This window comes from Janthinobacterium sp. HH102 (assembly GCF_001758625.2).
GTDB lineage: Bacteria > Pseudomonadota > Gammaproteobacteria > Burkholderiales > Burkholderiaceae_D > Janthinobacterium.
Window position 1 is genome coordinate 1,671,396 of record NZ_CP062062.1, and the last position, 19,481, is coordinate 1,690,876.

General features: G+C 63.3%; 19 protein-coding genes. 7 read left to right on the forward strand and 12 right to left on the reverse strand.

Annotated features, from left to right (window positions below; translation table 11 throughout):
- Positions 1-11 precede the first annotated feature (11 nt).
- Positions 12-3,830, forward strand: a complete 3,819-nt coding sequence (locus JAB4_RS07490) for an NAD(P)-binding protein (protein ID WP_070218142.1) — start codon at positions 12-14, stop codon at positions 3,828-3,830.
- A 375-nt stretch (positions 3,831-4,205) separates the two neighbouring features.
- On the opposite strand, the gene JAB4_RS07495 is transcribed toward JAB4_RS07490, so the two are convergent.
- The gene (locus JAB4_RS07495) at positions 4,206-4,715 is read right to left on the reverse strand and encodes a hypothetical protein (RefSeq protein WP_139143856.1); all 510 of its coding nucleotides are present in this window, start codon (positions 4,713-4,715) and stop codon (positions 4,206-4,208) included.
- Positions 4,716-4,979: 264 nt separating this feature from the next.
- Here JAB4_RS07495 and JAB4_RS07500 point away from each other — a divergent pair, with 264 nt between their 5' ends.
- The gene (locus JAB4_RS07500; protein ID WP_070218140.1) at positions 4,980-5,279 is read left to right on the forward strand and encodes a hypothetical protein; all 300 of its coding nucleotides are present in this window, start codon (positions 4,980-4,982) and stop codon (positions 5,277-5,279) included.
- Here the strand turns inward: JAB4_RS07500 and JAB4_RS07505 are convergent, their stop codons facing one another.
- The 5 genes from JAB4_RS07505 to JAB4_RS07525 all read right to left on the reverse strand — a co-directional run bounded on the left by JAB4_RS07505 (position 5,280) and on the right by JAB4_RS07525 (position 9,042).
- A complete protein-coding gene (locus JAB4_RS07505; protein ID WP_070218139.1) occupies positions 5,280-5,693 on the reverse strand; it encodes a VanZ family protein in 414 nt (137 codons plus the stop codon).
- A 542-nt stretch (positions 5,694-6,235) separates the two neighbouring features.
- A complete protein-coding gene (locus JAB4_RS07510; protein WP_035825332.1) occupies positions 6,236-7,000 on the reverse strand; it encodes an SDR family oxidoreductase in 765 nt (254 codons plus the stop codon).
- Positions 7,001-7,071: 71 nt separating this feature from the next.
- Entirely contained in the window at positions 7,072-7,593 is a 522-nt protein-coding gene (locus JAB4_RS07515; RefSeq protein ID WP_070218138.1) for a TPM domain-containing protein, read from the reverse strand.
- Complete coding sequence (locus JAB4_RS07520; protein ID WP_070308543.1) at positions 7,593-8,426, reverse strand: TPM domain-containing protein; 834 nt, start codon at positions 8,424-8,426, stop codon at positions 7,593-7,595. The genes JAB4_RS07515 and JAB4_RS07520 overlap by 1 nt, the downstream gene beginning before the upstream one ends.
- A 1-nt stretch (position 8,427) precedes the next feature.
- Positions 8,428-9,042, reverse strand: coding sequence for a LemA family protein (locus tag JAB4_RS07525; RefSeq protein WP_070221362.1), 615 nt, complete (start codon positions 9,040-9,042; stop codon positions 8,428-8,430).
- Between the two features lie 157 nt (positions 9,043-9,199).
- Between JAB4_RS07525 and pyrF the strand changes: the two genes are divergently transcribed.
- Entirely contained in the window at positions 9,200-10,024 is an 825-nt protein-coding gene (gene pyrF / locus JAB4_RS07530) for an orotidine-5'-phosphate decarboxylase (RefSeq protein WP_070221363.1), read from the forward strand.
- 408 nt (positions 10,025-10,432) lie between these two features.
- Here the strand turns inward: pyrF and sbcB are convergent, their stop codons facing one another.
- Positions 10,433-11,881: an exodeoxyribonuclease I gene (gene sbcB, locus JAB4_RS07535; RefSeq protein ID WP_070221364.1), complete on the reverse strand. Its 1,449-nt coding sequence runs from the start codon at positions 11,879-11,881 to the stop codon at positions 10,433-10,435.
- Positions 11,882-12,039: 158 nt separating this feature from the next.
- Between sbcB and JAB4_RS07540 the strand changes: the two genes are divergently transcribed.
- On the forward strand, positions 12,040-12,669 hold the full coding sequence (locus JAB4_RS07540; RefSeq protein ID WP_227742112.1) for a DUF5610 domain-containing protein: 630 nt from the start codon (positions 12,040-12,042) through the stop codon (positions 12,667-12,669).
- Between the two features lies 1 nt (position 12,670).
- Here the strand turns inward: JAB4_RS07540 and JAB4_RS07545 are convergent, their stop codons facing one another.
- The 5 genes from JAB4_RS07545 to JAB4_RS07565 all read right to left on the reverse strand — a co-directional run bounded on the left by JAB4_RS07545 (position 12,671) and on the right by JAB4_RS07565 (position 17,556).
- Positions 12,671-13,636: a GGDEF domain-containing protein gene (locus JAB4_RS07545; RefSeq protein WP_070221379.1), complete on the reverse strand. Its 966-nt coding sequence runs from the start codon at positions 13,634-13,636 to the stop codon at positions 12,671-12,673.
- A gap of 261 nt (positions 13,637-13,897) precedes the next feature.
- Positions 13,898-14,275 carry an HPF/RaiA family ribosome-associated protein gene (locus tag JAB4_RS07550; RefSeq protein WP_070221366.1) on the reverse strand — a complete coding sequence of 126 codons (378 nt, stop codon included), beginning with the start codon at positions 14,273-14,275 and terminating at the stop codon, positions 13,898-13,900.
- 201 nt (positions 14,276-14,476) lie between these two features.
- Positions 14,477-15,142, reverse strand: a complete 666-nt coding sequence (locus tag JAB4_RS07555; protein ID WP_070221367.1) for a DUF1345 domain-containing protein — start codon at positions 15,140-15,142, stop codon at positions 14,477-14,479.
- Positions 15,143-15,180: 38 nt separating this feature from the next.
- Complete coding sequence (locus tag JAB4_RS07560) at positions 15,181-16,452, reverse strand: MFS transporter (RefSeq protein ID WP_070221368.1); 1,272 nt, start codon at positions 16,450-16,452, stop codon at positions 15,181-15,183.
- Positions 16,453-16,530: 78 nt separating this feature from the next.
- On the reverse strand, positions 16,531-17,556 hold the full coding sequence (locus JAB4_RS07565; RefSeq protein ID WP_070221369.1) for a CDP-6-deoxy-delta-3,4-glucoseen reductase: 1,026 nt from the start codon (positions 17,554-17,556) through the stop codon (positions 16,531-16,533).
- A 12-nt stretch (positions 17,557-17,568) separates the two neighbouring features.
- Between JAB4_RS07565 and JAB4_RS07570 the strand changes: the two genes are divergently transcribed.
- From JAB4_RS07570 to JAB4_RS07580, 3 genes are all read left to right on the forward strand, one after another.
- The gene (locus JAB4_RS07570; protein ID WP_070221370.1) at positions 17,569-18,486 is read left to right on the forward strand and encodes an SDR family oxidoreductase; all 918 of its coding nucleotides are present in this window, start codon (positions 17,569-17,571) and stop codon (positions 18,484-18,486) included.
- Between the two features lie 83 nt (positions 18,487-18,569).
- A complete protein-coding gene (locus JAB4_RS07575) occupies positions 18,570-18,830 on the forward strand; it encodes a hypothetical protein (protein ID WP_070221371.1) in 261 nt (86 codons plus the stop codon).
- A gap of 205 nt (positions 18,831-19,035) precedes the next feature.
- Complete coding sequence (locus JAB4_RS07580; protein ID WP_070221372.1) at positions 19,036-19,305, forward strand: hypothetical protein; 270 nt, start codon at positions 19,036-19,038, stop codon at positions 19,303-19,305.
- The last annotated feature ends 176 nt before the right edge of the window (positions 19,306-19,481 follow it).

Below are 19,481 nucleotides of genomic sequence, written 5' to 3' on the forward strand. Positions count from 1 at the left end.
CAGGAGCAGGCATGGCCGATACCGATGGCGCGGCAGCGCCGTTTTTGACTTACTGGCAGGCGGGCTACGAGGGCGCCGACCACGTCACGCACGGCGGCCAGGCGCTGGACATGAACCGCGCCACGGGCCACCTGGACAGGGTGCGCGAAGACTATCTGCTGCTGCGCCAGTTCGGTATCCGCAGCGTGCGCGAAAGCATAGGCTGGCGCCTGGCCGAACGCGATGGCCGTTTCGATTTTTCCTGCATCGAGGAGCGCGCCGCCGTGGCGCGGGAACTGGGGCTGCAGGTCAACTGGACCTTCTGCCACTACGGCTGGCCGCCCGACGTCGACCTGTTCTCGCCGGACTTCGTGCCGCGCTTTGCCCGCTACTGCAGGGCGGCGGCGCAGTTTCTCGCGCCCTATGCGGGCAGCAAGCCCGTGTATTCGCCCGTCAACGAAATCTCGTTTACCAGCTGGGGTTTGTCGGTGCACATGTTCCAGTGCCTGAACATGCAGCGGCCGGACGCGGGTCATGAAGGCAAGCGGCAGCTGGTGCGCGCCACCGTGGCCGGCTGCGACGCCATCCGCGCCGTCAGCCCGCATGCGCGTTTCCTGCAATGCGATCCCCTGATCCACGTGATCGCGCCGCCGGGACGGCCGGACTGGGTCGACCAGGCGGCCGCCTGGCGCGCTTCGCAGTTCGAGGCCTGGGACATGCTGTGCGGCCGCCGGGCGCCGGAATTGGGCGGCGCACCGCGCTACCTGGACTTGATCGGCCTGAACTACTACCACAGCAACCAGTGGGAAAGCGGCAGCAACCTGCGCCTGTGGTGGCACCTGGGCGAGCCGCGCCGCATGCCCCTGTATCAGCTATTGCTGGAAGTGGGGCGGCGCTATGGGCGGCCGCTGCTGCTGGCGGAAACGAGCCACGTGGGCAGCGGGCGCGGCGCCTGGATACGCGACGTGGCCGCCGAGGCGGCGCTGGCCGTCCAGCATGGCGCGGACCTGCGCGGTATCTGCATCTATCCCGTCATCGACCGCCCCGACTGGGACGATGCCAGCCACTGGCACCGCAGCGGCTTGTGGGATGTCAGCCTGGAAGAGGCGGGAGGGGAGCGGCTGCGGCGCATCCTTTCGCCGCCTTACGCGGCGGCACTACGGCAGGCCCAGCGCCTGACCGCACACCTTTGTTCAACGTTTGCCCCGGCGGGGCAGAAAGGAACTGACATGCGAACCATTATCGTCTTTTCACACCTGCGCTGGAATTTCGTGTATCAGCGGCCGCAACAGCTGCTGTCGCGGCTGGCTCAGTTCTACCGCGTGGTCTTCATCGAGGAACCGGTCTGGCATGACGGGCCGGGCACGCTGGAGCTGTCCACCCCGGCGCCGAACGTGACCGTGTGCCAGCCCCGCACGGCCGTGCGGGCGCCCGGCTTTCACGACGACCAGCTGGCCGTGCTGCAACCGCTGCTGGCCCAGATCACGCCCGCCGACGACCCCATTGTCTGGTTCTATACGCCGATGGCGCTGCCGCTGCTGCCGGCCCTGCACGCGGGCCTGGTGGTGTATGACTGCATGGATGAACTGGCCGCATTCAAAAATGCTCCGCGACAATTACTGCAGCGCGAAACGGCCCTGCTGGCGCGCGCCGAACTGGTGTTCGCGGGCGGCCCCAGCCTGTTCGAGGCGAAACGCACGCGCCATGCGAACGTCCATTGCTTCGCCAGCAGCGTCGATACCGTGCACTTCGAACAGGCGCTGGACCGCCACAACGGCCATCCCGCGCAAGCGGAGATCGGACGTCCCAGGCTGGGCTATTACGGCGTGATCGACGAGCGTTTCGAGCCTGCCCTGGTGGCGGCGCTGGCCGATGCCCATCCCGACTGGCAAATCGTGCTCGTCGGCCCGATCCTCAAGATCGATCCGGCCAGCCTGCCGCAGCGGCAAAATATCCATTACCTGGGCCAGCAGCCGTACCAGGCGCTGCCGCACTTCCTGGCCGGCTGGGACGTGTGCCTGCTGCCCTTCGCCCGGAACGAGGCGACCCGCTTCATCAGTCCTACCAAGGTGCTGGAATACATGGCGGCGCAGTTGCCCATCGTTAGCACTTCGATCACCGACGTGGCCGTGCCGTATGGCGGCATCGTGGCCATCGCCGACACGCCCGATGCCTTTGTTGCCGCCTGCGAGGCGGCGCTGGCCGCGACGCCGGAGCAGCGCGCGGCCATGGCCGCCGGCATGCGCGCCATCGTCGAGGGTACCTCCTGGGATGCCACGGTCGAACAGATGCGCCACTTGCTCGACACGACGCCGCCGGCGCAGGGGGCCCGCCAGGCGGTGCCCGCCGTCAGCACGGCACAGGCTGCCGCACCGGGCGCCGGCGTCAACCTCCTGCATCCGCCCGGTGCGCCGCAAGCCGTGGCCTGCGCCATCATTGGTGCCGGCCCGACGGGCTTGAGCGCCGCCTATCACCTGGGCGCCGATACCTTGTTGCTGGACAAAAATGCCACGGTGGGCGGCTGGTGCCGCTCCATCGTCGACCGGGGGTTCACTTTCGACCATGCGGGCCACATCATGTTTTCCAACGATGACTATGTGCTCGACATGTACCGCACCTTGCTGGGCACCAACCTGCACTGGCAAAACCGCGAAGCCTGGGTGTACAGCAAGCAGGTCTACACGCGCTATCCTTTCCAGGGCGCGCTGTACGGCTTGCCGCCAGCCGTCATCAAGGAATGCATCATGGGAGCCATCGAGGCGCGCTACGGCAAGGCGCCTGCCGTGTCGGGCCATGCGGCGGCGGGGGCCTGCGCCGTGGAAGACTGCTGCGCCGACGGCGGCACGGGGCTGGAACAGGCGCACGATGCCGTGGCGGCACCGCCCCAGGCGGGGCTCAATTTCGAGCAGTTCATCCATCAGGTATGGGGCAGCGGCATCGCCCGCCATTTCGCCATTCCCTACAACAAGAAATTATGGACTGTACCGCTGGCCGAGATGGAAACGTCGTGGCTGGGCGGGCGGGTACCGTTGCCGAACCTGGAAGACATCATCGAGGGCGCGCTCGAACCGGTGGCCAGGCCGATGGGCCCGAATGCCCGCTTCGGCTATCCCTTGCGCGGTGGTTTCCAGGCATTGATGTCGGGCTTCCTGCCGCATCTGCAAGGCCAGCTGGAGCTCAACGCCGAGGTGGTGCAGATCCTGCCGCGCCAGCATGTAATCGTGCTGGCCGACGGCCGCCGCTTCCGCTACCAGCACTTGCTGAGCACCATGCTCTTGCCGGAACTGGTGCGCCTGAGCGGCGAGCAGGCGCCGCAGCAGGTACGGGCGGCGGCGCACGCCTTGCGGCATATTTCCGTGCGCTGCGTCAACCTGGGCGTGGCACGTGAAAACATCAGCGAGAAACACTGGATTTACTACCCGGAAGAGACGATATTCCACCGCATTTTCCTGCAAGGTAACGCCAGCCCCCACTGCAATGCGCCGGGCGGCTTTGGCTTGACGTGCGAGATCAGTTATTCGCCCTGGAAACCGTTGCCGCTGGATGGGCAAGCCCTGATCGACCGTTGCATGGCCGATTGCATCGCCGTGGGCTTGCTGCGCGACGACGACCGGCTGCTGGCTGCCAACCAGGTGGACATGCCTTACGCCTATGTCGTGTACGACCACGCGCGGGCCGCCAATGTGGCGCTGGTGAAGGCCTGGCTGGCCACGCAGGATATCGTGCTGGCGGGGCGCTACAGCGAATGGGAATACTACAATTCCGACCATGCCTTCCTGGCCGGGAAAAAAGCGGCGGAACAGATCGCCGGGCTGGCGGCCAGCCGGCGCAAGGTGAGCATGGTGGAATAGGCGCTTGCGCCGGGGGAGCCAGGAACGGCGCTCCCGGCGCAGGATGGATAGGCAAACAGGGAAAAGGCGCAAACAGGGAAAAGGCGCAAATGGGGAAAGGCAGGGAAAGGCGTAGACAAGAAAAGGCAACACGCAACAGGCGCAACAGGCAACAGGCAACAGGCAACAGGCAACAGGCAACAGGCAACAGGCAACAGGCAACAGGTAACAGGCAACAGGCAACAGGCAACAGGCAAGGCAGATGAAATTCAACAGGCAAGGCGGATGAAATACCGGCCTTGCCTGTCTCACAACGCTGGCGGCGCGGTGTCGCGCTGGCGTTCAGCGTCCGGAACGCCAGCCCCGGACGCTATCGCGCATGGCGACGCGGTATGCCTAGTAGCGCTGCAGCAAGCCGTTGACCACCTTGACGTGATCGCCGATCTGGTAGCTGGGCTGGGAGTTTTGCATGAGGGTTTGTGTGCTGCCGTCGTCCAGGCGCAGGGTGACCCGGTACTGCGTATTGCCCGAGGTGCTGCCCGCTGTGCCGGAACTGCCGGATTGCATGTCGCCGCTGCGCTGATCCATTCCGCGCGGCACTGGCTCGATCGACTGTACCGTGGCAGAGGCGATGCTGACACCCGTCTGGCTGCCGTCCATGTTCATGGCGTTATTGGCCGAGGAGGTACGCGTGTCGGCGCTGCCGGTGCCGGCATTGCTCATCGTGCTGCTGGTGCTGGTCCCGGTCCCGGTTCCGGTCGAAGTGCTGCCCGTCCCGGCCGTATTGCTGTAGCTTTCACCGCTGCGGCCATTCGTACTGCTCATGCCGGTGTTGTTCGGATTCGAATTGCAGGCGGCCAGCGTACACAGCAGGCCGGCCAGCGCCATGGTTTTTTTTGCTCTCATCTTGTTCTCCTCTTGGTCTGACAAAGTGGTAACCCGGTTTTCAGGGTGTGGCGGAGGTCAGCGTCAATGGCGCATGCCAGGCATGGCCGTAACTACTGCTAGTAAGAGAGCAGGGAAGGAAAGATGTTCGATCCTTGTTATTTCACATTGAGATACATCAAGCGCTTCAATTGTCGAGCTTGGTATAAAAGACATTCTTGTACGAATGTGCACAGCGTCAGCGCTGTCCCGCTGTCCTTCCCGCTGCTTATCTCAGGAGAATAAATGGCTTCCGATTCCACTAGCGTCAAGCTGATCAATGAGTTGGTGATTGCGGTGTATGGTGCGCCGGGCACGGCGAACGATATGCGCGCCCGCCATGCGCTGACCCAGGCCCTGCATGCCTTGACGAGGTTGTCACGGTCGGAGCAGTTGATGGAAATGCGGCGCGATGCGGCGCGCGCGGCGGGAGCGCACGGCCGGCGCGAGATGCATGCGGCCTTGCGCCGCATCGCCGGCCGGGCCGCGGCCGGGCAAGGCCAGTTGCCCCTGGCGCTGAGCGCCGGCGACGGCGCGGCGCCCTGATCAGCCGCGCGCCTTCTTCAGCGTGGCGGCGGCCATGCCGGGCCAGAGGAAGTACAGCGGCAGCACCACGGCCGTGGCGGCCGTGATATCGACCACCCAGTCGCTGACGGCGCCATGGCGGTAAGGCAGGAAACTCTGGATAAATTCGTCCAGCGCGCCCATGGCTGCCACCATCAGCACCGACAGCAGCGCCCGGCGGGCCATGCCGCCGGCCGTGCCGCTGAACAGGATCAGGGCCAGCACGCCATAGCCGAACGAGTGCAGCACGCCGCCCGATGCATATTGGCCCACGTCCGCGCGCACGCCGGGGATGTCGCCGATCAAAATCACCAGCACATACAACAGCAGGGCCGTGCGGTAGCGCAGGCGTTCGTAGCGGTCGGCAAAACAAAGTTCGGACAAGGCTGCAGGCATGATGCGTCAGGATGGGTGGAAAGGCAGTCACAATATCATGTGCGTGGCGGGGCACCGTGTTTTTGCGCAAGAGCTTGCCGGACAGGAAAAAAAAAGGCCCGCGGGGGCGCGGGCCAAAAACCCAAATGAAAGGGTCAAGAGTTGAGAGTTGCTCGGTACTTACCCTGTCGCGCGCCTTGCCGGCGCCCGCCACGGTCATGAAAGGGGAGTGGTGTGCCATGGCGGCACACCTGTCTGTAGTCAGGCATATCGGTTGCCTGTACAGCAGATGAAGCAAGTATAGGGGGCGAAAATGACGGGCTGATGACACGCCGCAACATTTTTTTGCGGCAGACAGAATGAACGGGTAGATTGTGAGAAATGGCAAGAATGGCCATGTTGCAGCAGCAATAGCAAAAAAAAAGCCCGCTGGTGAAAGCGGGCTTAAAACTATTTTCTTGGAGGAGAATAGTGGAGACAGGTGCATTATGCTGCGTCGCACGATATGTGTCTAATGATCTTTTTAGATATGCATTATTCTTTTTTGATATAACTCGCCTGTTTCACTCTTTCACGGCCACCGTGTAGTTGAGCGCCATGCGTCCGCCATCGACGTAGATGGTCTGGCCCGTCATGTAGGTGGCGTCGTCGCTGGCCAGGAAGGCGGCGATGCCGGCCACTTCTTCCGGCTCGCCGCAGCGGCCCAGCGGCGTGCGCGACAAAATCGTGTGGCGCGCCTGCGGGCTCGACAGCACTGCCTGCTTGGCCAGTTCCGTCAGGATGGTGCCCGGCCCGATGCCGTTCACGCGCACGCCGTGCGGCGCCAGGTTCAGGGCCATGACCTTGGTCAGCTGGTTGATGGCGCCTTTCGACACCACATACGGCACCTGGTTCGGGATCGCCAGCTCCGCATTCACGCTGGACATATTGATGATGCAGCCGCTGTTGCGCTTGACCATCTCGCGCGCCACGGCCTGGCCGCACAGGAACATCGATTTCAGGTTGATGCGCATGACCCGGTCGAAATCGTCTTCGCAGACGTCGAGGAAATCGGCCGCATGCGTGACGCCCGCATTGTTGACGAGGATATCGATGTGCCCGAACTGCGCCAGGGTTTCTTTCAGCATGGCATCGACGTCCGCTTTCTGGCTGACGTCGGCGCAAAAGAAGCGTGCCTGCGGGCCGAGGGCGGCGGCCGCCTGCGCGCCTTCTTCCTTGATGTCGACCAGCATCACTTGCGCCCCTTCGGCGATCAGGCGGGTGGCGCAAGCCAGGCCGATGCCTTGCGTGGCGCCCGTGACGATGGCGGTTTTATTGACTAATTTCATGTGTGCTCCTCGGCGGGTGGGGGCGCCGCCATGCTGCGGGGCCATGGCGGATTGTAATCCCTGGGCAGGAATCAGAGGAGGATGGGTTCGTTCGGCAACTGGTTGCCGCGCGTCCCATTGGCGGGGAAGTGGCTTTGCAGCAAGGTATTCAGCTGCTGCAAGGCATCGAGCGTGCTGTCGTGGTAATTGCCGTCCTTGAACCCTTTGGTCATGGTGCGGCACACGGCTTCCCACTGCTCCGGCGTCACGCGCCGGCCCACGTTGCGGTCGGCCACGATATCGACCTGGTGTTCGGCCAGGTTGATATAGATCAGCACGCCAACATTGTCTTCCGTATCCCACACGCCATATTGGGCGAACAGTTCGCGCGCCCGCTCGCGGTTGCTCACGCCGTGATAGGCCATGCCCGGCGTCAGGGCCGCTTCGACGATCAGGCGCACTTCGGCCCGGTGCATCGTTTCACCATCGGCAATCGCCGTTTCGATGGCTTTCAGGGTGCGCTCAGGAAAGGCTTGGCGCGCCGTCGCCGGCGTGCCCCGCAAATGTTTCAGGGCCCGTCCGCAGCGTTGTCCGAATGTCAGTTGTTTCGTCATTACCAATCTCCCGAGGCGCCGCCGCCGTCAAAACCGCCGCCGCCGCCACCGAAACCACCGCCGCCACCGCCACCGCCAAAACCACCGCCACCGCCGCCGAAGCCGCCACCGCGGTTGTTCAGCGCCTGGTTCAAGATGCTGCCCAGCACGACGCCCGTGGCGCCGCTGGACCAGTTGCTGCCGCGCTGCAGCCGGTTCGGCCCGCCACGCGAGCGGAACACGGTCACGAGCACAAGAAAGCCGAAGAACAGCAGCGGCAGCCAGAAGGTCATGCCGCCCGCTTCCACGGTCGCCGGGGCCTGTTTTTGCGCCGGTGCGGGAAATTGCTCCTGGTTCAGCAAGGTAGCGATGGCGCCAATGCCGGCCACCAGGCCGCCGTAATAGTCGTTTTGCTTGAAATGGGGGGCGATCACGTCTTGCAGGATGCGTTTCGATTGCGCATCGGTCAGCACGCCCTGCACGCCACGGCCCGCCTCGATGCGCAGGCGGCGCAAGGACGATGGGTTGTCCTTCGCCACCATCAGCAGCACGCCGTCATCGACGCCCTTGCGGCCCAGCTTCCAGGCATCCGTCACGCGGATGCTGTATTGCTCGATGGCTTCCGGTTCCGTGCTCTTGACCAGCAGCACGGCGATCTGGCTGCCCGTCTTGGCTTCGTAGTCGGCCAGCACGCCTTCCAGCGCCGCTTTCTGCTTGCCATCGAGCATGCCGGCGTTGTCCGTCACGCGCGCCGCCAGCGGCGGCACAGGCTGCAAGCCCTGCGCGCTGGCGGGCAAGGCTGTCCACAGCAGCAGCGCCGTCGCCAGCGCCGCCAGATAAGACCAGGCTTTCATCTTATTTGCCGAAGTTGACGGTCGGCGCGGTCGAAATGGCTTTTTCGTTTTCCACCGTGAACGAAGGCTTGACCTTGTAGCCGAAGATCATCGCCGTCAGGTTGTTCGGGAAGCTGCGCGCATGCACGTTGTAATCTTGCACGGCGGCGATGTAACGCTGGCGCGCCACGGTGATGCGGTTTTCCGTGCCTTCCAGCTGCGACTGCAAGTCGCGGAAGCTGGTGTCGGCTTTCAGATCAGGATATTTCTCGGACACCACCATCAGGCGCGACAGGGCCGACGACAGCTGGCCCTGCACCTGCTGGAATTTTTCGAAGGCGGCCGGGTCGTTCAGCACTTCGGGCGTGATCTGGAAACTGGTGGCGGCGGCGCGCGCCTTGGTCACCGCTTCCAGGGTTTCGCGCTCGTGCGTGGCATAGCCCTTGACGGTGTTGACCAGGTTGGGGATCAGGTCGGCGCGGCGCTGGTACTGGTTGACTACTTCGCCCCAGGCGGCCTTGGTGGCTTCGTCCTTGCTCTGGAAGTCGTTGTAGCCGCAGCCCGTCAGGATGCCGGCCAGGACGGTGACGCTCAGGGCCAGGCGCAGCCATTTGGTGAATTGATTGGTGATTTGCATGATGGGTTCCGTGCAGAGTAAAGGAGGTGGGGCAAATATACCTGAAACGGCCCGCCATGTCGGTTTAATAAGCGCCGGCCGCCGCCTCAGCCTGCCTTCCCTGGCCAGCGCCGCGTTACAATACGGGGTTTGCAACTGAATATAGAGAAGGTGTGCCGTGAATTTCATCAATAAATTATCCGCCGCATGGACGGCCAATAATTCCCTGCTGTGCGTGGGACTGGACCCCGACCTGGCGAAACTGCCGGCGGACCTGCGCGACTTGCCCGATGGAATCACCACCTTTTGCACGCGCATCATCGATGCCACGGCCGACCTGGCCTGCGCCTTCAAGCCGCAGATCGCCTATTTTGCCGCGCTGGGCGCGGAAAAGCAGCTGGAAGACATCTGCCGCTACGTGCGCGAAAATTACCCGCACATCCCGCTGATCCTCGACGCGAAACGGGGCGACATCGGCGCCACAGCCACGCAATACGCGCGCGAAGCGTTCGAACGCTACGGCGCTGACGCCGTCACCGTGAACCCCTACATGGGCGAGGACTCGCTCGATCCCTACCTGGCGTGGAAAGACCGCGGCGTGATCATCCTGTGCCGCACTTCGAACCCGGGCGGCTCGGACCTGCAATTCCTCGACACGGACGGCGAACCGCTGTACCAGCGCGTGGCGCGCCTGGTGGCCGAGAAATGGAACAAGAATGGCCAGTGCGCGCTCGTCGTCGGCGCCACCTTCCCTGAAGAGCTGGCGCAAGTGCGCGCCATCGTGGGCGACATGCCGCTGCTGGTGCCCGGCATCGGCGCCCAGGGCGGCGACATCGCCGCCACCGTCGGCGCTGGCCAGACGGCGAACGGCATGGGCATGATGATCAGCTCCTCGCGCGCCATCATCTACGCCACGCCGCAGGACGGCGAAGACTGGGCCGACGCGGCGCGCCGCGTGGCGATCGAAACGCGCGATGCGATCAATCAACACCGCGCAGCGTAGGTCGGATTAGCGGCGACGCCGCGTAATCCGACACTACCACGCTCGGGCCAACAATGTTGTCGGATTACGCTCTACGAGCTAATCCGACCTACGGCCGTATTGGTGGTTCAATGAGTAGGTCGGATTAGCGGCGTAGCCGCGTAATCCGACAATATCGGTAACGTCAACAATGTTGTCGGATTAGCGGGGCCTTGCCCCGCTAATCCGACCTACCCGGCTGGGCCGACGCGGCGCGCCGCGTGGCGATCGAAACGCGCGATGCGATCAATCAACACCGCGCAGCGTAGGTCGGATTAGCGGCGACGCCGCGTAATCCGACACCACCACGCTCGGGCCAACAATGTTGTCGGATTACGCTCTACGAGCTAATCCGACCTACGGCTAATCCGACCTACCCGGCCTGGTCCTTCAGTCGCGCATGGGCGCCACCATCTCCGCGTAATCGTACAGCTCGCCCAGAATCTCTTCCCCCCGCTCATCGACCGACTCCGACAGCAGGTCGATTTCCGTAAACAGCATCTCGATGGTGCGGGCGCCGCCGTCGCCGTCGAATAATCGGGCGGCGCGGTGCTGTTCCCAGCGCAGGCTTTCCGCCTCGCTCAGGGTTTGCGGGAAATTGCGGGCACGGTAGCGGAACAGCAATTCCTGCAGGCGCTCGTCGGCAAACGAGGGGCGGGCCGTGGCCAGCTTGGCCGGCGTTTCGCGACGCAAGGATTCGAGCAGGCGGCGGTCGTCGTTGCTGACGAAACCGTTGTACAAATCCTCATCCACGTCCAGGGCCGTATTGGCGCCCGGGCGCTGGAACACTTCGGCCCAGATGGCATCCATGTTCGGCGCCGCGGCGGCCAGCTGGGCGTTGATCTTCGCCGCATCCACGTCGATGCCCCATTGCGCGGCCATGGCCGGCGACAAGGTCTTTAAATTGCCGACCAACATGGGCGACTTGTTCAAATGGACGCTTTTCACGGGCAGGCGCGTCATCCCTTCGGGCATCGCTTCCTTGCGCGTGAACAAACGCGTGCGGATGGTGTCGGCGTCCAGCTCGAACAGTTCGCGCGGGTCGTAGGCGCAATCCCAGACGAGGATCTCGTTCTTGTTGCTCGGATGCGTGGCCAGCGGCCAGACGACGCCCAGGCAACCCCGTTCGGCGGGGAACATGCCCGACACGTGCAGGAAGGGCTGGCGCTCTCCGGCGGCCAGGTGCATGCCCATTTCGCTGGCGACCCTGTCCTTCTTGTGCAGGGCCAGGCAGAATTCGAACAGTTTCGGCTGCTTTTCGCGGATCAATCGTGCCAGGGCGATGGTGGCGCGCACGTCGGACAGCGCATCATGTGCCGCTTCGTGGGCCAGGCCATTGGCCTTGCTCAAGTGTTCCAGTTTGAAACTGGTCTGGCCATCGTCGCGCTTCGGCCATAGAATACCTTCCGGGCGCAGCGCGTGCGTCATGCGCACCACGTCGAGGATGTCCCAGCGGCCGCAATGGTTCTTCCATTCGCGCGCATACGGGTCGATCAGGTTGCGCCAGAACAGGAAGCGCGTGACTTCATCGTCGAAACGGATGGTGTTGTAGCCGACGCCGATGGTGCCCGGTTCCGAAAAGGCCGCTTCGATGGTGGCGGCGAACTGGTGTTCGGGCACGCCCAGCTGCAGACATTGCTGCGGCGTGATGCCCGTGATCAGGCACGATTGCGGGTCGGGCAGGAAATCATTTGCAGGCTGGCAATACAACATGATCGGTTCGCCGATCTCGTTGAGTTCGGCATCCGTGCGGATCGCGGCGAACTGGGCCGGGCGGTCGCGGCGCGGCTGGGCGCCAAAGGTTTCGTAGTCGTGCCAAAGAAAGGTCTGGTTAGTCATTGATGGTCGTAACTTAATGTTGCTGAATGGGTTATCCGGGCCGCTAAAAACAAGCCGCCGCTTCAGTTTTCTGAAAACCTGCCGATACTACACGAGAGGATGGTCATCATCGCGTTTCCCGCATGGTGGCATACATTGTCCGTTCAAGGAGGTCTATCGTGTCAATTCCCATCGCCGCAGGCGGCAATTCCACCCCTTCCGTGACTTCCGTCAGTCCGGGCGTTGCCGGCAAGGACGATAAAGTCCAGCAAAAGGACGGCGTCAACGCTGAAATGAGCGTGAATGACCGCAGCAAGCTGCAATTGAACGCGTCCATCATGCAGGCGTCGTTGAACGTGTCCATCGGTTCCGAGAATGAACCGCTGGCGCTGCTGTACAAGACGGCCATCACCAACATCAATGAAGCGCTGAAAGGCCAGTACGGCGACGATGCGATCCAGAACGCGGCGTCGCAGGACAACAGCGCCGAAGCGACGGCGAGCCGCATCGTCTCGCTGTCGACGGGGTTTTTTGACGCGTTCAAGAAACAGAATCCCGGCATGGACGACGATACGGCCCTGACCAAGTTCATGGATACCATCAGCGGCGGCATGGAAAAAGGCTTCAAGGAAGCGCGCGACATCCTGGGCGGCTTGAAAGTGCTGAACGGCGATATCGCCGGCAATATCGACAAGACGTATGAGCTGGTGCAGAAGGGCTATGCGGATTTCATCGCTGCGCACAGCAGCAAGAAGGATGATGCGGCCAAGCCGGATGCTGCCAAGCCGGCCGACAGCAAGGCTGCCTGAGCTACAGCATGACCCGGTTGCGGCCGCCGGCCTTCGCGCGATACAAAGCCGCGTCGGCCGCCGCGATCAGCGCTTCGTCGTCCTGTTCGGCCGCCAGGCTGGCCACGCCGAAGGAACCCGTGATGTGCGGCAGCGCGCTGCGCATATCGGCGAAGATGACGGCTTGCTGCATGCGTTCGCACAAGCGTTCGGCGACCCGCAAGGCCACGTGTTTGCTGGTATCGGGCAAGATCACCATCATTTCCTCGCCACCATAGCGCACGGCAAAATCCGTGGGCCGCAGGGCCGCGCCCAGCACTTGTGCGGCAATGCGCAGCGCCTGGTCGCCCGCCTGGTGGCCGTGCGTGTCGTTGAAACGCTTGAAATGGTCGAGGTCTATCATCACCAGCGACATCGGCGAGCCGCTGGCGTGGGCCGTGACTATCATGGTCGGCAATAAATCGGTGAGCCAGGCGCGGTTGTACAAGCCTGTCAAGCTGTCGACCATCGACATCTGGCGGTAGAACTCGCCCAGCTTCTGCCGGCGGCGCAGCAGGGCGTTGGCGGCGCGGATGCGGAAAGACAGCAGCCGCAGCAGGTTGCGCGCCAGGCCGTTCGATTGTTCGATCAATTCCCAGACGACGGCCGCGTCGATCACCAGCAAGTCGGTTTCTTCCAGGGCGGAAATGGCGGCCAGGTTGCTCGCTTCATCGAGCACCGATTGTTCGCCCACGCTTTCGCCGGGCAAGACCTTGCTGACGGTGCCGTCATCCATGCCCGTGTGGATGTCGGCGGCCACGGCCAGCGAACCGCGCAGGACGATATACAGGCTGGTGCCCTGTGTGTCGGCAATGGCTTCGCCCGCTTCGAGGCGCATGACGGGGCAGGGCGCCAGCATGGCGGCCGTCTGGCTATCCGCCCCATCGCGAAATAGCTGTAAATCGCCGATGTTGCAGCCTGAAGCGCCGAAGTTGCCGATCTGTTCCACAATCACACTTTCAAAAAGCCGGCGCGCGCGAGCAGGGGGCCGGTAGCTTCATGATAGCGTAAAGCGGCCTTGGCTGTAACGACAAAGGCTTGCTTGGTGTCACTTTCTGTGGGAAATACGACAATTATTTCATTGCCGTGTTAATAAGTTGAAATGCTTGCTGTTCTACTATGGATGTTGTCGCGCAGGAAGGTGGCTCCAGATGTGCAAAGGCAGCCTTGAACGGCTGCCTCAGTCTCTGGAAATCCTGCAGGAGGGGAGTTACTCGGCGGTTTCTTCCGCTTCGGCCGTATCGATCACGGCATTCTTGCCGGTGGCGTGGCGCTTGCTGTCTTGCAGGCGGCCCAGAGCGCTATCGATGGCGCGTTTCAGTTTGTCGGTGGCGCCGGCAACGGATTGATGCACGGTGGCGTTTTGTTCGGTCACGGCAATCGGTTGATAGCCAGCAACGCGTGCTTCCATGACGCAGCGGATATCGTCGGCGCCGCCTTTCGGGCCATTCGTGTCGCTGATATGGACTTCGATGCGGGTCAGGTTGTCGCGGAAGCGGCTCAGTGCGCTTTCAAGTACGGATTGCACATGTTCGTTCAGTCCAGCGGTGTTGGCGATGGTGCTGTCGGTATGAATATTGATTTGCATATGCTTACTCCTGTCAATTCAAAAAAAACCCATCTCAGGCGTGCTGCGGCCTGGTTGCTGCCTCATGCACATGACGTCTGTGCATGGAACTTATCTTACTCCTCTTTCCAGTATTTCAAGAGGGTGCGCACGATTAAGATGAGCTTAACCCTACACCCAGGTCAAGTTTCCTCGCGGAATCTTTTCAAGCCGGCGCCAGCTTTATCCATTGATGAGGCCGGCCGCGATATTGATCGACAGCCCCAGTACGACCAGGTTGAAGAAAAAGCTCAGCACGGATTGCCCCAGCACGATCTGCCGCATCAGCCGCGTCTGTACGGAAACGTCCGACGTTTGCACGGCTACGGCGATGGTGAAGGCGAAATACAGAAAATCCCAGTAATCGGGGTTTTGCTCGTCGTCGGGAAACTTCAGGGGGCGTACTGCGGGGTCGGCCTGGTAATACAGGTGGGCATAGTGGAAGCAGAACAGGGTGCCGACGAGGAACCAGGAACCGACCAGTGTCAGGATTGTCAAGCCGTAATGCAGCGCGCGCTCGTCGGGCGCCATGTCTTTCATCGAAGACAGTTGCGAGACGATGGCCACCAGGCTCATCACGGATGCGACGGACAGGGCCGACAGCACCGTGGTGGCCCGCTCATCCTGGCGCGCCGCCATCACCTTGACCTTGTGATGGTTGGCGCGCATCATCATCCAGGCCATCGTCGCCAGGTAGAACCAGACGGCGACATTCCACGCCGTCAGCAAACGCGTCATCTGTTGCCAGGAAGAGGGCAACAGCAGGCCGACCGCCACGCCGATGGCCGTGGCCATGCTCAGGTGGGGGCGGCTGCGGATGAAGCCGTGCAAGGGAAGCGTGATTTTCATGGTGCAAGTTCGTCAGTGGCAATAGCGCATCTTAGCCTTTAGTTTGCGGTCGCGGTGGGCGTCCTGGCGGCCGCTTCCTTTTCGTGGTGGGGGAAGCGGTCCATGCGCGACAGCACGGGGAACAGCACGGCCCACACGCCCGTCACGGCCAGGGTGGCGGCGCCCCCGAAGAGCACGGCGCGCACCAGGCCGAACCAGCCGGCCGTCAAGCCCGATTCGAATTCGCCCAGTTCGTTCGAGGCGCCGATGAAGACGGCGTTGACGGCGCTGACACGGCCGCGGATTTCGTCCGGCGTCTCGAACTGCACCAGCAGGTGGCGGATGTAGACGCTGACCATGTCGCCGGCGCCCATCAGGAACAGCGCCGCCAGGGCCAGCGGGAAATAGCTGGTGCTGCCCAGCACCAGGGTGCCCAGGCCGAAGACGGCCACACCGCCGAACATCCAGGCGCCCACCCGGCGCGTGATGGGAAAGAGGGCCAGCGCGATCGAGCACAGGGCGGCGCCGGCGCCGGGCGCCGTGCGCAGCAGGCCCAGTCCGCTGGGGCCGATATGCAGCACGTCGTGCGCGAGCGCCGGCAGCAGGGCCGTGGCGCCGCCGAACAGCACGGCGAACAGGTCGAGCGAAATGGCGCCCAGCACGATGGGTTTCGACCAGACGAAGCGCAAGCCTTCGAGCAAGGTATGCCAGCTGACGGGCTCGCGCTTGACCACTTGCGGCGCCGGCGTGGTGGCGCGCATCAGCAGCACGGACAGCACCAGCAAGGCCGACGAGATCAGATACACGACCTTGGGGCCGAAGTAATACAGCAGGCCGCCCAAGGTCGGTCCCAGGATGATGGCCACGTGCGAGCTCGACGAACTGAGCGCGAGGGCGCGGCTGAAGTGTTGCGTGGGCACCATGTTGACCAGCACGGCTTGCGTGGCCGGCATCATGAAGGCGCGCGCGCTGCCGAACAGCACCAGCACGGCGAACACGGGCCAGACGATGGAAATATTGCTTAACGTAAACGCCAGCAGGGCCAGCGCGCAGGCGAGCTGCGCCGTCAGGCACCAGGCGATGATGTTGCGGCGGTTGTAGCGGTCGGCCACGTGGCCGGCCGGTAAAATCAAGACGAGGAAGGGGGCGAACTGCGCCAGGCCGATCAGGCCCAGGTCGAACAGGCTGCCCGTGATCTGGTACACCTGCCAGCCGATGGCCACGCTTTGCATCTGCACGGCGACCGTGCCCAGCACGCGGGCGGACAGGTAACAGGCGAAGTTGCGGTGACGCAGGATACTGAAGCCGTTGCCGGCAGAAGCGAGAGACATGACATTTCCAGGAAACAGCGGGGTGGGGCGGGTGACGGCAGCGGATGCCGCGCCAGCAGCACCCCGCTGTCTGGATGCTTACTTGGCCAGGTCGGCTTCCGTCGTGAAAGCGTCGGCGTAGAACTCGTCGGCTGGCAGCCGGCACAATTGCACGAAATCGCGGTGGGCCGCATCGACCATCACGGGCGCGCCGCAGGCATACACCTGATATGCGGACATGTCGGGCAAGTCGGCGATGACGGCCTGGTGCACGAAGCCCGTGCGGCCGCGCCATTCGTCTTCCGGCAAGGCTTCCGAGACGACGGGCACATAGGTGAACTGCGGCAAGTCGGCGGCCCACTGGCGGCACAGCGCGTCCATGTACAGGTCGTGCGGACGGCGGCCGCCCCAGTACAGGGTGATCGGGCGCGTGGAGCGCTCGCTGATCATGTGCTCGACGATGGCTTTCAGCGGGGCAAAGCCCGTGCCCGAGGCCAGCAGCACGACGGGCTTGTCGGAGTCTTCGCGCAGGAAGAAGGTGCCCATCGGGCCTTCGAAGCGCAGGATGTCGCGCTCCTTCATCGTGCCGAACACCTGGTCGGTGAACAGGCCGCCCGGCAGGTGGCGGATGTGCAGGGTCACGGGACCGCCTTCGGCGGGCGCGCTGGCCATGCTGTAGCTGCGGCGTTTGTTGTCACGCAACATGATTTCGATATACTGTCCGGCGCGGTAGTTGAGGCGCTCGCTGGCCGGCAACTGCAGGGTCAGCACGACGACGTCGGGGGCGACCTTCTCGATGGTGGTCACGCGCGACGGCATTTTCTTGATCGGGTAGTCGCTGCTGCCCGCCACTTCGCGCGCTTCGATGACGAGGTCGGCTTCCGTGGTGGCGCAGCAGAACAGGGAAAAGCCGGCAGCTTCCTCTTCCGGCGTCAGGGCGCGCTGCTGGTGCGCCTTGTGCTGGACGGTGCCGGCAAGCACTTTGCCCTTGCACGAGCCGCAGGCGCCATTTTTACAGCCATACGGCAAGCCCACGCCGGCGCGTATCGCCGCCGCCAGCACGGTTTCGTCCGCTTCGCAGCTGAACTGGTGGCCGCTGGGCTGAACAGTAACTTGAAAAGTCATACAATCCTTGAGATGAAAAATATGTTAATGCACTCTTTGCGCAAGCCGGTGGGCCTGCCGCGCCTGCTGATCCTCGGTTGCGGCGACGTCGGCATGCGGCTGCTGCCCCTGCTGCGCGCGCGTTTTCGCGTCTTTGCCGTCACCAGCCAGCCGGCCCGCTGCGCGCAGCTGCGCGCGGCCGGCGCCGTGCCCATCGTGGCCAATCTCGACGACCGCGCCAGCCTGAAACGGCTGGCGGGACTGGCGCCGTACGTGGTGCACCTGGCGCCGCCCCTGTCGTCGGGCTTGCTGGACCGGCGCACGCGCAATCTGGCCGCCATTTTACCCGAGCATGCCCGCATGGTGTATGTGAGTACCAGCGGCGTGTACGGCGATTGCGGCGGCGCCTGGGTCGATGAAACGCGGCCTGTGGCGCCCGCCAATGCGCGCGCGAAGCGGCGCGTCGACGCCGAACAGGTCTTGCGTGGCTGGGGCGCGCGCCGCGGCGCCACGGTGGCCATCCTGCGCGTGCCGGGCATCTATGCGGAAGACCGCCTGCCCCTGAAACGTTTGCGCGAAGGCACGCCGGCCCTGGCCGCGGATGACGACGTGTACACCAACCATATCCATGCCGATGACCTGGCGCGCATCATCGAACGGGCCTTGTGGCATGGCAAGCCGGGACGCGTGTATCACGCCAGCGATGACAGCGAACTCAAAATGGCCGAGTATTTCGATGCCGTGGCCGATACGTTTGGGCTGCCGCGCCCGCCGCGCCTGCCCCGTGCCGAGCTGCGGCAAGTGGTCACGCCGATGCTGCTGTCGTTCATGTCCGAATCGCGCCGCCTGCACAATACGCGCATCAAGCGCGAGCTGGGCGTGCGCCTGCGCTACGCGCGCGTGGCCGATGCCTTGCAGGCGCTGGCAGCCGGCGGGGGCCGCATCGGGTAAAATGGCCGGTTATCTGCGCACTTTGCTGGGCCGGCGCGCAGCGCGCCGTTCCCGCGTTGCGCCACTCACTTAAGGAAGACAGCATGAGCACCCTCACTTACGAAGCATACCTGGACGAGGTCACCACCGTCCTGACGGAATTGTACGACCTCGATGACGATGCCGCCATCAAGCTGGTCGTGGCGGCGCAGGACGCCGAATTTTTTGTCCCGCACGATGCGCATGAGGAAATGCGTACCGTGGAGCAAGCCAAGAAAGATGCGGTCGCCCTGTTCGAGCGCAAGCAGAACCGTCAGCAAACGCAGGAAAAACAACAACAGCGCGTGCGTCAGCAAAAGAAATAAAAATGGCGTGCTGTGCCTCTGGCCGTCAGGTCGCGGGGCAGCACGGGCTGCGGCGCAACGCCGGGACCGTGCCATTTGATGCAGCGCAAACGTGTCATGGCGCGCTGGCGATATGGTGAGCAATGTCGTCACGCGTCCGGGCTCTTGTGGCGGGCTCGGCATCTACAATTAGCGCGACGCTGTTTCCCGTCAGCAGGAGCGAGCCATGCGAGCTACGAGTCACCCCAGCAAGGAGCAGGTCCGCGCGTATATGCGCCGGCGCGAACGTGCGCTGCAGCCGCCGCCGCCGCCCGATGAAATTCGCCGGCAACTGGCCTGGTGCCGCATCGACGATTTTTCATGCAACTGCCTTTTGGCCACCCCGGCCGGCGTGGTCGCGCAAGGCTGGCATTTATCGACGGAAATCGCTCGCCTGGGCGCCCTCATGGCGATTGCCTGGCTCATGCGCAGCGGCGTTCCTCATTGTAAAAATTGATGACTTGCAGCAAATTTTTCCGATTTGGGTTATCCTCTAGCACATTCCAAGTGCGTCAATTCTCTTCAATTATCACAATTTTGCTTTAAGTTACGCAAAAATCAACAATAGCGTGTATTATATTGTTTGTGGCGTAAAAGCCGCATAAGTGATGGCGCTTTTTAGTGTGTTTACCC